The organism is Rhizobium sp. S96, from assembly GCF_030382195.1.
Lineage (GTDB): Bacteria > Pseudomonadota > Alphaproteobacteria > Rhizobiales > Rhizobiaceae > Rhizobium.
This window is the reverse complement of the sequence record NZ_JAUDRY010000009.1, coordinates 15,455-29,048: the sequence shown is the minus strand read 5'-3', so window position 1 is coordinate 29,048 and position 13,594 is coordinate 15,455. Positions and strand designations below refer to the sequence as shown.

Genomic DNA, 13,594 nt, shown 5'->3' with positions numbered 1-13,594 from the left:
CCGATCAGGCCGCGTCCTCGATCTCCTCGTCGCGCTTGCGCGGCACGTAGTTGAGAACCGGTCCAAGCCAACGCTCGACCTCGGCAACATCCATGCCCTTGCGGTTCGCGTAATCCTCGACCTGATCCCGCTCCACCTTGGCGACGCCGAAGTAGTAGGAATCCGGGTGACCGATGTAGATGCCTGACACGGAAGAGCCGGGCCACATCGCGTAACTCTCGGTGAGCGTCACGCCTGCCGCCTTCTCCGCATCGAGCAGGCCGAACAGCGTCTTCTTCTCGGTATGGTCGGGCTGTGCCGGATAGCCCGGCGCCGGACGAATACCGGCATATTCCTCCGTGATGAGCTGCTCATTGCTAAGATGCTCGTCCTTGGCGTAGCCCCAGTATTCGCGACGTACCTGTAGATGCATTCGCTCGGCAAAGGCTTCGGCGAAGCGATCGGCCAGCGCCTTCACGAGGATCGACGAGTAGTCGTCGTTGGCGCGCTCGAAGCGTTCCGCGATCGCCACTTCCTCGATCCCAGCCGTGACGACGAAACCGCCGACATAGTCCTGAACGCCGCTTTCGACAGGCGCAACGAAGTCTGACAGCGCAACGTTCGGCCGGCCGTCACGCTTCGACAGCTGCTGGCGCAGCGTGAAGAAGGTGGCAAGTTCGTCCTTACGGCTCTCGTCCTTGAACAGACGGATATCGTCGCCAACCGCGTTCGCCGGCCAGAAGCCGATGACGGCACGCGGGTGGAACCACTTCTCGTCGATGATCTTCTTCAGCATCGCCTGCGCATCGGCCCAGAGCGCACGCGCTGCCTCGCCCTGCTTCTCGTCCTCGAGAATAGCAGGGAACCGGCCCCGCAGCTCCCAGGTCTGGAAGAACGGCGTCCAGTCGATGTACTTGGCGATGTCGGCGAGATCATAGCCGTCGAAAACCTTGGTGCCGAGGAAGCTCGGCTTGGTCGGCTTGTAGGCTGCCCAATCGACCTGCTGCGCATTCTCGCGAGCACGGGGAAGCGGCAGACGAACCTTCTCGGCCTCGCTGCGCGCATGCGCGGCTGCCACCTTGGCGTATTCGGCGCGGATATCGGCCACGTAGCCATCACGATTGTCAGGCGACAGCAGCGCCGAGACAACGCCGACGGCACGGCTCGCATCCGTCACGTAGACGGCCTGGCCCTTGTTGTAGCCCGGATGGATCTTGACGGCCGTGTGGACACGGCTCGTCGTCGCTCCACCGATCAGAAGCGGCAGATCCAGTCCCTGGCGCTCCATTTCAGCGGCGACATGCACCATCTCGTCGAGTGAAGGCGTGATCAGGCCGGAGAGACCGATGATATCCACCTTCTCGGCAACGGCCGTCTCCAGGATCTTCGTCGCTGGCACCATGACGCCGAGGTCGATGATCTCGTAGTTGTTGCAGGCGAGGACAACGCCGACGATGTTCTTGCCGATATCGTGCACGTCGCCCTTCACGGTCGCCATCAGGATCTTGCCGGCAGCCTTGCGCTCGTCGCCGCCGTTCTGGCGCTTCTCTTCTTCCATGTAAGGAAGGAGCACGGCCACGGCCTGCTTCATCACACGCGCAGACTTGACGACCTGCGGCAGGAACATCTTGCCCGAGCCGAACAGATCGCCGACGACATTCATGCCGGCCATCAGCGGCCCTTCGATAACGTGCAGGGGACGCTCGGCCTTCAGGCGGGCCTCTTCGGTATCGGCATCGATATATTCGGTGATGCCGTTGACCAAAGCGTGTTCAAGCCGCTTCTCGACCGACCATTCGCGCCAGGAGAGATCCTGCACGCGTCCCTCGCGGGCGGCACCGCCACGGAACTTCTCGGCCACTTCGAGCAGCCGCTCGGTCGCGTCGCTGCGGCGGTTCAGCACCACGTCCTCGCAGGCCTCGCGCAGCTCGGCGTCGATCTGGTCGTAGACCGCGAGCTGGCCGGCATTGACGATGCCCATGTCCATGCCCGCCTGGATGGCGTGGTAGAGGAACACGGCGTGCATCGCCTCGCGCACCGGCTCATTGCCGCGGAACGAGAAGGAGAGGTTCGAAACACCGCCCGAAATATGCACCAGCGGCATCGTCTTGCGGATCGTGCGCGTCGCCTCGATGAAGTCGACGCCGTAATTGTTGTGTTCTTCGATACCGGTCGCGACAGCGAAGACGTTCGGATCGAAGATGATGTCTTCAGGCGGGAAGCCCGCCTTTTCGGTCAGGAGCTTGTAGGCGCGCGCGCAGATCTCGACCTTGCGGTCATAGGTATCCGCCTGGCCGGTCTCGTCGAAAGCCATGACGACGACAGCCGCGCCATAGGCATGCAGCAACCTCGCCTGTGCGAGGAAGTTCTCTTCGCCCTCTTTCAGCGAGATCGAGTTGACGATCGGCTTGCCCTGGACGCGCTTCAGGCCGGATTCGATGATCGAGAACTTTGAACTGTCGATCATCACGGGCACGCGAGCGATATCCGGCTCGGCGGCGATCAGGTTCAGGAACTCGACCATCGCCTTTTCGGAATCGATCAGGCCCTCGTCCATGTTGATGTCGATGATCTGCGCGCCGTTTTCGACCTGATCGCGCGCCACGTCGAGCGCCGCCGTGTAGTCGGCATTGGTAATCAGCTTGCGGAAGCGAGCCGAGCCCGTGACGTTGGTGCGCTCGCCGACGTTGACGAAGGGGATGTCCTTGGTGAGCTCGAAGGGCTCGAGGCCCGACAGCGACATGAAGGGCCGATGCTCGGGGATCGGTCGCGGCTTGTACTTGGCCACCACCTCGGCGATCGCCTTGATGTGTTCAGGTGTCGAGCCGCAGCAGCCGCCAACGATATTGACGAGACCCTCGCGGGCGAACTCGTCGATCTGTGCGGCCATCAGCTCCGGCGTCTCGTCATACTGGCCAAACTCGTTCGGCAGACCGGCGTTCGGATAGGCGCAAATGAAGGTATCGGAAACCCCTGACAGTTCCTGCAGATGCGGACGCATCGCGTTGGCGCCGAGCGCGCAGTTCAGGCCGATCGTGAACGGGTTGGCGTGACGCACCGAGTTCCAGAAGGCGGTCGGCGTCTGGCCGGAGAGCGTGCGGCCGGAAAGATCGGTGATCGTGCCCGAGATCATCACCGGCAGGCGGATGCCCTTGGCCTCGAAGCGCTCCTCGCAGGCGAAGATCGCGGCCTTGGCGTTCAGCGTATCGAAGATCGTCTCGATCAGGATGATATCTGCGCCGCCATCGATCAGGCCGTCGATCTGCTCCGCATAAGCTGCCCGCAGGTCATCGAAGGTGACGGCGCGGAAGCCCGGATTGTTGACGTCAGGCGAGATCGAGGCCGTGCGGTTCGTCGGACCGATGGCGCCGGCGACGAAGCGACGCTTGCCGTCCTCGCGCTCGGCGCGGATGCACGCGCGGCGCACGATCTCGGCGCCTTCCTTGTTCAGCGCATAGACCTCGCCTTCCATCGCGTAGTCGGCCTGCGCGATCCGCGTCGAAGAGAAGGTGTTCGTCTCGAGAATATCCGCGCCGGCCTTGGCGTATTTGTAATGGATTTCCTCGATCGCATCCGGCTGCGACAGGATCAGAAGGTCGTTGTTGCCCTTCTGGTGGCAGGCGCATCCGATGAAGCGATCGCCGCGGAAATGGTCTTCATCGAAGCCCAGCCCCTGGATCTGCGTGCCCATGGCACCGTCAAGAACGAGGATGCGTTCGCTCGCGGCTTTCTTGAGCGCAGCAAACACTTCACTACCGTCGCGCTTTGCCCCTTCGGAACCAAACAGAGTATCAAACACGGGCGGACTCCTTGACGTCGTTGCAGACCAAATGGTTCAATCACATAAAGATATCTTTATGTCAATATATCCATCTCATGTGGCGCCTTTGCGGCGCTGGGCAGATGACAGACTCGAGCGGCCCCTATATAGGCGGTTGCGAAGGCTTTGTGCACGAAATCGGAGGAGTATCATGGCACCTGCAAACGGCGACGCCGCGCTCGGAAACTGGACCACCCGCAGCTATCACCGCAACTGGCTTCTTGCACAGGCAAACGGGCTCTTCGATTTCTTCCAGCACGACTCCATCAACCCCAAGGGGGGCTTCGTCGATCTCGATGACACCGGCAAACCGCTCAATCCCGCCGGCCAGGTGCGTCCGATCCATATCGCGTCGCGCGCCGTTCACTGCTTCTCGATCGGCACCCTCCTCGGCCGCCCCGGCGCCGCCGACGTTGTCGATCACGGCATGCAGTACATCTGGAACCATCACCGTGACACCAAGAATGGCGGCTACTTCTGGTCGCTCGATGACAACGGCCCTGTCGATTCAAACAAGCAGGGATACGGCCACGCCTTCGTCCTGCTCGCCGCCTCGTCCGCCAAGACGGTCGGCCATCCGCTGGCCGACGGCATGCTTGCCGACATCACCGAAGTCCTGAACACGAAGTTTTGGGAAACCAAGCACGGCGCCATCGCCGAGGAATTTACCGCCGACTGGCAAGCCCTCGACGGCGGCAACTACCGCGGCCAGAATTCCAACATGCACCTCACCGAAGCGCTGATGGCCGCCTTCGAGGCAACGGGTGACCGCGATTATCTCGCCAAGGCCGAGAGCATCGCCGACCTCGTCATCCGCCGCGCGGCCGGTTCCGTCGGCTGGCGCGTCGGCGAACATTTCACCACCGATTGGAGCCTCGACAAGGAGTACTACCACCCGAACGAGATGTTCCGTCCGGCAGGTACGACGCCCGGCCACTGGCTGGAATGGGCGCGTCTCCTCCTGCAGCTCTGGGTGCTCGGCGGCAAGAAGCAGGAGTGGATGCCGGATGCGGCCAAGAGCCTGTTCTCGCAGTCGATCGCGCTTGGTTGGGACGACGACAAGGGCGGCTTCTTCTATACGCTCGATTGGGACGACAAGCCCGCCAAGCGCAACAAGCTCTGGTGGCCGGCCTGCGAAGGCGCCGGCGCGGCGCACTTCCTCAACGAGCACCTGCCGAGCGACTACCACGAGGAACACTACCGCCGGATCTGGAACGTCATCGAGCGCTCCTTCATCGATCACAAGAACGGCGGCTGGCATGAGGAACTGACGGAGGATCTCGTTCCCTCGCACAGCCTGTTCCCCGGCAAGGGCGATATCTACCACGCCCTGCAGGCCTGCCTGATCCCCCTCTTCCCGGCAAACGGCAGCCTGACCAAGGTCATCGCCGAAGCCGGCGGCAAGATCTGAGACTACGGAAGCGGCGTCATCAATGGCGCCGCTTTTCTTATGCCTTACGACGACGGTATGCGCGGGTCCTGCACAAGATAGAACTCCGGCACCGGCGTTACGTCGGTGACGAAGAAACCGAAATTCGTGCGTCCCAGGGGATCGACGTAACCATCCTCGAAGCTCAACCGATCATAACTCTCGAAGCGGTTTACAAAACGCGCAAACCGGTCGGACGAAATAAAATCGGGATTGGGATTTGTCTGGCCAAACGACAGGCCATCATCGAAGTCGCTTGGCTTGCCCCGAATCTCCTGAAGTTCGAACCCGAAACCGATCCAGGCCAGCCCGCTCTGGTTCACGACGGTAACACGCAGATGAAATGAACTTTGTTCCGCTGACTGCAATGGCGACGGCTTTGCCGCCCTGATGACAAGCGTGACCGGCGGAGTTGCCTGATCCATCTCCTCGCTGATTTCGATCGGATCGTCTCGCGTACCCGTGCCTGACACCGACAAGATGCGGAAGCCGCCAAGCTCGTCCGAGAAGGAATAGGCTCCGGCATACCAGCGACCGTCGTCGGCCGGTCCGGCACTGATGAGTGCCGGTGACAGCAGGACCGCCAGAATTCGCCAACGACGCGTCATCGCTCTCGCTCCTGCCAGCGAGTATCGCAGGCATCCGGGGAATTTCAACAGGCCACCCGCCAGGCAATGCCGCGCACATCCGCAACCTGCGACCGATTGGCTCGATGGCCGAAGGCAGTGCATTTATCTACGCCCGAAAACGACTTCGATGATATGGTGACGGCCAATCGTCCCAACGAAACGTGTCAATGCAAAGTAGGAGGGTAAGATGACGACGTTGTTCGTGAGGCATCAGGTTTCGGACTACGCAGCCTGGCGCAAGATTTACGACGGGTTCAGGTCCGTCCAGAAGGCGAATGGGGTTCTCGCCGAGGCGGTCTTTCAGGCTGTCGACAACCCCAACGACGTCACCGTCACGCACGAGTTCGCCACGCCGGAAGCGGCGCAGGCATTCGGCAAGCTGGAAGAGCTAAGGGCGGCGATGCGCACGGGCGGCGTGCTGGGCGCGCCCACCGTCTGGCTCACCACCAAAGCCTGACAATACGACAGAGCGAGAAAGAGGCTGCTGAAGCTTCGCTGCGGCGAGACGTGCGCAGCGAAGCTGATCGTTGTCTCGGGCAACCTCCTGCAGGACGACCCGTCCTGCAGGGAGCACGATGCAACTTGCCGTCTCAGGCGAGACGCAGCGCGTCCAGATCCTTCGCCAGCATCAATGCCAGCGCTTCGACGACGAGATTGTGGTCGTCGCGCTGCGGCAATCCCGACACCGTCACGGCCCCGATGCAGCCGGTGCCTTTCACGTTGATCGGGAAGCTGCCGCCGTGCGGCGCGTAGTCGGCATCGGAAAGGCCGTTATCCGCAACCGTCTTGCCCTTCTCCTTGAGATCGAGACCGATCGCATAGCTGCTCCTGAAGTAGCGCAGCACCAGATTGCGCTTGCGCCGGACCCATTGAACATTGTCGGGTGTCACGCCGGGAAGCGCGGCATAAAAGACGGGCATCGAATGCAGTGTGATGTCGATGGCAATGCCAAGGCTGCGTTCGCTACCGAGTTCCTGTAGCAGCTTGCCAAGCTGCCAGGCCGTGCTCAGATCGAAAGCGTCGAAGCTTAGCGCCTTTTCCTGTTCCGCGATCCGCTTGAGGTCGTCTTCGCCCGTCACCATGTCTGCTTCCTCTCCTGCAATGCTTTTGACCGAACAATCGCAAGCAGAATGCAAAAGTAAAGCAAAATCGTGATGATACGGATGATGTCAGAACGTCGGCGCCGGGGGAAAATGCCTTCAGCTCGCCGCCCGTATCGGTGCAAACTGGCTCATGGCCCCGACAAAGGGCTTGGGTAGCGGTGACGCATAGGAGCCGCGCTTGCTGGTGGACAACCCGAGCGACACCAGCGCCTCGGCCTGCTTGACGGCGGCGGCGACGCCATCGATCACGGGCACGCCATAGATCTCCTGCAGCTCGCGCGCCAGATCGGTCATCCCCGCGCAGCCGAGCACGATCGCCTCCGCGCCATCCGCATCAAGCGCCCGCTCGATCTCGGCGCGAAGCTTGCCGATCGCGCCCGATGCCTCATCTTCCAGCTCCAGCACTGGAATGTCCGATGCCCTCACCTTCGCCCGCTCACCCATGCCATAGCGACGCACGAGGTTGTCGATCAGCACCCGCGAGCGCTCCAGCGTCGTCACCACGGTGAAGCGCTGCGCCAGAAAGCCGGCGGTGGCGACGGCGGATTCGCAGAGCCCAAGCACAGGCACATCGGCGAAACTGCGCGCTGCCTCCAGCCCCGTATCGTCGAAGCAGGCGATCACGGCGGCGTCATAGGTCCCCGCCCGCTCCTTCAGTTCGGTCAAAAGGCCGGGAATGGCCAAAGCGCCGTCATAGTGCCCCTCGATCGACACCGGCCCCATCCGCGAAGTGGCGGCGATGATTTCCGTGCCGCTGGCGGCCACGAGCCGGGCGGCGGCGGCCGCCTTCTCGGTCATGCTGGCGGTCGTGTTCGGATTGACGATGAGAATGCGCATCAGATCAGCTTATCTTTGCCTGTCGCGCGCGCAGCATCATCATGATGCCGAGCGCGACGAGAATGATGGTGAAGGAGAACAGCGTCGTCACCGTACCAAGCGCGTAGAGCACCGGCGTCGTCACGTTGGTGGTCATCCCGTAGATCTCGAGCGGCAGCGTGTTGTAGCTGCCAGAGGTCATCAGCGTGCGGGCGAATTCGTCATAGGAGAGCGTGAAGCCGAACAGGCCGACGCCGATCAGGCTGGGCGCGATCATCGGCAGCACGACATGCACGAAGGTCTGCCACGACGTCGCCCCGAGATCGCGCGCCGCCTCCTCGTAGGCGGGCGAGAAACGGTTGAAGACGGCGAACATGATCAGCACGCCGAAGGGCAGCGTCCAGGTCAGGTGCGCGCCGAAGGCCGACGAATACCACGCCGGCTTCAGCCCGCCCTGCTGGAACACCACGCCAATGCCGAGCGAAATGATGATCGACGGCACCACGAGGCTGGCGACCGTCGCATAGAACAGCAAGGTGGCGCCACGGAAGCGACGGCGGAAGGCGAGGCCCGCCAGCAGCGACACCACGACGGTGACCACCATCACCATCAGGCCGAGCGAGAAGGAGCGACGGAAGGATGCCCCGAAATCGCCCACCGCCTGCTTTTCGAACAGGTTGAAGAACCAGTGGACCGAGACCCCGTTGAGCGGGAATGTCAGGCCGCCATCCGGCCCCTGGAAGGACAGGATCAGGATTGCCGACAGCGGGCCGTAGAGGAACAGCACGAACAGGAGGAAGAAGGCGGCGAGCACGTAGAATTCGAGCGTGCGCTTTTCGTGGCTCATCTCAAAGCTCCTTGCGGATATCGACGACGCGCAGGATGGCGGCGACCATCATCAACACGACGATCAGAAGCACGACGGCATTTGCGGCGGCGGCCGGATATTGCAGCAGCGACATCTGGTTCTTCATCATCAGCGCGACCGAGGCGCTCTGCCCGCCGGACATGACCTGCACCGTCGAGAAGTCGGCCATCACGAGCGTCACCACGAAGATCGATCCGATGGCGATGCCGGGCTTGGCGAGCGGGATGACGACGTTCCAGAGGATCTGCCAGCCGCTGGCGCCGGCATCGCGCGCCGCCTCGAACAGCGAGCGGTCGATGCGCATCAGCGTGTTGAAGATCGGCGTCACCATGAACAGTGTGTAGAGATGCACCATCGCAAGCACCACGGCGAAATCGGAATAGAGCAGCCACTCGATCGGCTGCGGGATGATGCCCATCTCGATCAGCGCCGAATTGACCAGACCGTTGCGGCCGAGCACCGGAATCCACGAGATCATGCGGATGATGTTCGAGGTCATGAACGGCACGGTGCAGACGAGAAACAGGATCATCTGCGTCGACGTGCGGCGGATGTGAAAGGCGAGGAAATAGGCGACCCAGAAACCGATGAAGACGGTGAGCGCCCAGACGATGACGGTGAACTTCAGCGTGTTGAGATAGGTCTTCCACGTCACCCACGAGCCGAGCGTCTCGGTGTAGTTCATCGTCAGGAAAGCCGGATAGAGACCGGCGAAGTCATAGTCCCAGAAGCTGACCACCGCGATCATCAAAATCGGCAGGATGAAGAAGAAGCCGAGGATCAGGATCAGCGGCGCCGCCTGGAGATAGGAGGCGGCCCAGGCCGGAAGCCGAAAGCCTGGACTGCGAACCCGCGCGGCCTTCTCGTGTGTCTCTGCTGACGCGATCGTCGCCATAGCTGGTCCCTTTTGTTCAGTTGGCATAGTGCTGCGTGGCACCCCCCTCTGCCTGCCGGTATCTCCCCCTCAAGGGGGGAGATTGGCTGGGCGCGCCCTCACCACGTGTCGATCTCCCCCCTTGAGGGGGAGATGCCCGGCAGGGCAGAGGGGGGTACCCCACGGCAAAACCTCCCCTCGCACGGGAAGGGCAACCACATCCCAGCCTTAAGCCGCGATGAACTCGTTCCAGCGGCGAACCATGTAGCGGTCCTCGTCCATGACGGAGTTCCAGCACGCGACATGGCCCATGCGCTCTTCGAACGAGCCGCCGTCGCGAACCGCACCGGCCTTCTCCATGACCTTGCCCTCGGGCGAAAGGATATCGCCCTTGGCGGCCTTGCCTTCGATCCAGTAGCCCCACTCGTCCTCGGTCATGAAGCCCTTGGCGGTGTCCATGCAGGCCGAGTAGTAGCCCTGGCGGTTGAGGTAGCCGCCGACCCAGCCTGATGTGTACCAGTTGATGTATTCATAGGCCGCGTCGAGCTCGGCACCCTTCAGGTGCGAGGCAAGGCCGAGACCGCCGCCCCACGAGCGGTAGCCTTCCTTGAGCGGCTGATACTTGCAGGCGATGCCCTTGGAGCGGACGGCGGCGACAGCCGGCGACCACATGGACTGGATCACGACTTCGCCCGATGCCATCAGGTTGACCGACTCGTCGAACGACTTCCAGAAGGCGCGGAACTGGCCGTCCTGCTTGGCCTTGATCAGGAACTCGATCGTCTTGTCGATCTCTTCCTTGGTCATGTTGCCCTTGTCGGCGTACTTGATGTTGCCGAGCGCTTCCATGATCATCGCGGCATCCATGATGCCGATCGACGGGATGTTGAGGATCGAGGTCTTACCCTTGAACTTCGGGTCCATGATATCGGCCCAGGTCGAGATCTCGCGACCGACGAGGTCGGGGCGGATGCCGAGCGTATCGGCATTGTAGATCGTCGGCATCATGGTGAAGAGCTCGGTCTCGCCCTTTGCGAAGGTCTTGGCGTCCGCGCTCTCGACATAGCCGACCGTGTGCGGCGCCGTGCCCTGCGCAATCACGCTATCCGGCTTCAGCTTGCCGTTCTTGAAGAGCGGAACGACCTTGTCGTAGTACTTCAGCTTCTTCACATCCATCGGCTGGATGACGCCGGTCGGATAGACCTTCTTCAGGATCCAGTATTCGATGTCGGCGATATCGTAGCTGTCAGGCTGCGTGACGGCGCGTTGCGCGGCGGCGTCGGAATCGGTCGCCGTCATCTCGAGCGTGATGCCGAGGTCCTTTTTGCACTGCTCGGCAATCGCGTTGATGTTGGAAACGCCGGTGCCGAACTGGCGAAGCGTGATGTTCGACTGCGCCCAGATCGTCGGGAAGCCGGTGATCAGGCCGGAGCCGGCGGCCGCACCAAGGGCGGCAGCACCCGTCTTCAGCAGGCTGCGGCGGGAAATCCCCGCTGCCGTCTTGGTCGTCTTCTTTTCAGTTGTCATGTCAGTTCCCCTTCTTTTTGGCTGGTGAGGTTCATGCACGGCCGAGGAGGACCGCGTCCTCCAGGGCCCAACTCAGAGACACCGCATCGCCGACCGATACGGGTTTGGCGAAGTAATCGCCGTCACTCGCGATGACCGTGAAGTCGTCACTGCCCGCGCCGGCCACGGTGAGTTTCACCGAGGCGCCGCGATATTCGATGTTGGAGACGACGCCGTTGAAACCGAGCGTCTTGTCGGAAGCGGTATCGAGGCGCACCCGATCGGTGCGGATGCCGATATCAACGGGCTCGCCGGCAAGCCTGCCCTCGCCGCGCACCGAAAACGCCTGGCCGCCCGGTGCCTCGAGCGTCAGAACGCCATCGCCGACCGATACGACACGGCCTGACAGGACATTGTGGTCGCCCATGAAGCGCGCCACGAAGGCGGTCGCCGGCTCCTCGAACACCTTGCGCGGTGTCGCCGCCTGCTCGATCTTGCCGTCGTTCATGATGACAATGATATCGGCAAGCGCCATCGCCTCTTCCTGGCTGTGCGTGACGTGAACGAAGGTGATGCCGAGCGTCTTCTGAAGCTTCTTGAGCTCCGCCCGCATGCGGATCTTCAGGAACGGATCGAGCGCCGACAGCGGCTCGTCGAGCAACAGCGCCTCGGGATCGGTGATCAGCGCGCGGGCGAGAGCGACGCGCTGCTGCTGGCCGCCGGAAAGCTGCGCCGGACGCCTGTTGGCATAGGCCTCCATCTGCATGAGCTTCAGCATCTCTAGCGCCTTGGCGCGCCGCTCCTCCTTCTCCACGCCCTTCATCTTCAGGCTGAAGGCGACGTTGTCGATCAGGTCGAGATGCGGAAACAGCGCATAGGACTGGAACATCATCGCCGTGCCGCGCTTGGCCGGCGGAAAATCGGTGACAACGGTATTGCCGAGCCGGATATCGCCCGAGGAGATGCTCTCGTGCCCGGCGATCATCCGAAGTGTCGAGGTCTTGCCGCAGCCCGACGGCCCCAGAAAGCAGCAATAGGAGCCAGCCGGTATCTTCAGGCTGATCGCGTGCACGGCCGTGGTGGCCCCGTACACCTTCGAAACGGATGCAATATCGATCTCTGCCGCTTTCGACATCATGTCTTCCCCTGTTCGAGAAAGACGATGCATCTGCCGTGCCAGTTTCTATTGCGGCGCAACAACCCGTTACAAAAGCTCGAATTTCTGCCGGATCAACAACTGCGCAAAACTTGAGCCGCCCAGCGACGTGCACACGAAATAGGCTTTTGTCCGCAATTAAAGCAAAGGATCGTATACAATTTAGCCGCAACTTTGATCACAAAATCCGGTTAACTTTTCAACCAAAGGCGGATATCATTTGCCGGTCAAAGGGTACCAGATTTCATGAATACCGCTACCAATGCCATCCAAGCGACCGATGATTCAGCCGAATCCGGCGCCCAGCAGATCCGCGATGCCATTCGCGACGCAATCGTGGAACGCCGCCTGACGCCAGGAACGAAGCTGTCGGAAAGCGATGTCGGCAACCTCTTCAATGTCAGCCGGACATTGGCGCGCGCCGCATTGCAGGCGCTATCCTATGAAGGCTTGGTCAGCGTCGAAAAGAACCGCGGCGCCTTCGTTGCCTACCCCTCGCCGGAGGAAGCCCGCCAGATCTTTGCGGCCCGGCGACTGATCGAGCCCGGCATCCTGCGCGAGGCGGCTGCCAAGATAACCCCCTCAGAAATCCAGCATCTGAAGCAGCTCCTGCTCGAAGAGACGCGGCTGATGGGCGAGCGCGGCCAGACCGCGCGGCGCGCCGAAATCAAGGCATCGGGCGATTTTCACCTGACGATCGCAGCCATTTCCGGCAATGCGATCATGCAGAGGTTCATGGATGAACTGGTCGCTAGGTCTTCCCTGGTGATCGCGCTCTACGGACAGTCAACGATTTCAAGCTGCGGCCATTCCGAGCATGGCGATATTGTCGCCGCCATCGAGCGCAACGATCTGGACCACGCCTGCCATCTCATGGTGCATCATATCACTCACATCGAAGCCGATCTCGACCTGCGCGAGCGAAAGAGCCAGGGGCTGAAGGAAGCTTTCGACGTCTAGGGCCTCGACCGGATTTCCCGCTCGAGGCGATCGCGGCGCCGAACCGGTCGCCGCGATGCTTGAGGTCAACCGCGCGAGCGACGCTCGGCGGGCGCGCCGGCAACCGCGACGATATCGGGGGTTCCGGTGGCATGAAGGCGTTTACGCACGAGAACGGCCATGACGCGAGCAGCCGTGGAGAAGCTCATCTGGTCGAGCGGTCCCTCGCCTTCCCATGGTTTCGTCAGCCGCTCGGTGACGGCGCCGACGATGTTCATGGGCACGATGTCGTCGCATTCGCGCATCGCTTCGAAGACGCGACTGATGGGAACGACCCGCCCGTCAAATGTCACGATCGGTTCAGTGAGTTCCGTATCCCATTCTTCGAACGCATAAAGCGCATCGCGAAAGAGTTCCTGAAGGGTGAACGGGGCGTGTCCGTTGTGAAGTGGCGGCAAGGCATTCGTCATGTCTG

12 protein-coding genes are annotated in these 13,594 nt (G+C 61.9%); 3 read left to right on the top strand and 9 right to left on the bottom strand.

What is annotated here, in order from left to right; translation table 11 throughout:
- Positions 1-4 precede the first annotated feature (4 nt).
- The gene (gene metH / locus QTL94_RS11155; RefSeq protein ID WP_289801583.1) at positions 5-3,778 is read right to left on the bottom strand and encodes a methionine synthase; all 3,774 of its coding nucleotides are present in this window, start codon (positions 3,776-3,778) and stop codon (positions 5-7) included.
- Positions 3,779-3,950: 172 nt separating this feature from the next.
- Between metH and QTL94_RS11150 the strand changes: the two genes are divergently transcribed.
- Positions 3,951-5,210, top strand: coding sequence for an AGE family epimerase/isomerase (locus tag QTL94_RS11150; protein ID WP_289801582.1), 1,260 nt, complete (start codon positions 3,951-3,953; stop codon positions 5,208-5,210).
- 44 nt (positions 5,211-5,254) lie between these two features.
- Here the strand turns inward: QTL94_RS11150 and QTL94_RS11145 are convergent, their stop codons facing one another.
- Positions 5,255-5,836 (bottom strand): hypothetical protein, encoded by a 582-nt coding sequence (locus QTL94_RS11145; RefSeq protein WP_289801581.1) that lies wholly within the window; start codon positions 5,834-5,836, stop codon positions 5,255-5,257.
- Positions 5,837-6,044: 208 nt separating this feature from the next.
- Between QTL94_RS11145 and QTL94_RS11140 the strand changes: the two genes are divergently transcribed.
- A complete protein-coding gene (locus tag QTL94_RS11140; protein ID WP_065693545.1) occupies positions 6,045-6,314 on the top strand; it encodes an antibiotic biosynthesis monooxygenase in 270 nt (89 codons plus the stop codon).
- Positions 6,315-6,447: 133 nt separating this feature from the next.
- Here the strand turns inward: QTL94_RS11140 and QTL94_RS11135 are convergent, their stop codons facing one another.
- The 6 genes from QTL94_RS11135 to QTL94_RS11110 form a co-directional block, all read right to left on the bottom strand.
- A complete protein-coding gene (locus QTL94_RS11135) occupies positions 6,448-6,936 on the bottom strand; it encodes a heme-degrading domain-containing protein (protein ID WP_289801745.1) in 489 nt (162 codons plus the stop codon).
- 120 nt (positions 6,937-7,056) lie between these two features.
- Positions 7,057-7,797, bottom strand: coding sequence for an aspartate/glutamate racemase family protein (locus tag QTL94_RS11130; RefSeq protein WP_289801580.1), 741 nt, complete (start codon positions 7,795-7,797; stop codon positions 7,057-7,059).
- A gap of 4 nt (positions 7,798-7,801) precedes the next feature.
- On the bottom strand, positions 7,802-8,623 hold the full coding sequence (locus QTL94_RS11125; RefSeq protein WP_289801579.1) for an ABC transporter permease: 822 nt from the start codon (positions 8,621-8,623) through the stop codon (positions 7,802-7,804).
- A gap of 1 nt (position 8,624) precedes the next feature.
- A complete protein-coding gene (locus QTL94_RS11120) occupies positions 8,625-9,539 on the bottom strand; it encodes an ABC transporter permease (protein ID WP_289801578.1) in 915 nt (304 codons plus the stop codon).
- Between the two features lie 207 nt (positions 9,540-9,746).
- Complete coding sequence (locus QTL94_RS11115; RefSeq protein WP_065693540.1) at positions 9,747-11,045, bottom strand: ABC transporter substrate-binding protein; 1,299 nt, start codon at positions 11,043-11,045, stop codon at positions 9,747-9,749.
- A 31-nt stretch (positions 11,046-11,076) separates the two neighbouring features.
- The gene (locus tag QTL94_RS11110) at positions 11,077-12,159 is read right to left on the bottom strand and encodes an ABC transporter ATP-binding protein (protein WP_289801744.1); all 1,083 of its coding nucleotides are present in this window, start codon (positions 12,157-12,159) and stop codon (positions 11,077-11,079) included.
- Positions 12,160-12,426: 267 nt separating this feature from the next.
- On the opposite strand from QTL94_RS11110, the gene QTL94_RS11105 reads away from it, so the two are divergent.
- Positions 12,427-13,140 (top strand): GntR family transcriptional regulator, encoded by a 714-nt coding sequence (locus QTL94_RS11105; protein ID WP_289801577.1) that lies wholly within the window; start codon positions 12,427-12,429, stop codon positions 13,138-13,140.
- A 65-nt stretch (positions 13,141-13,205) separates the two neighbouring features.
- On the opposite strand, the gene QTL94_RS11100 is transcribed toward QTL94_RS11105, so the two are convergent.
- Positions 13,206-13,589: a BRA0787 family protein gene (locus QTL94_RS11100; protein WP_065693537.1), complete on the bottom strand. Its 384-nt coding sequence runs from the start codon at positions 13,587-13,589 to the stop codon at positions 13,206-13,208.
- Positions 13,590-13,594 lie beyond the last annotated feature (5 nt).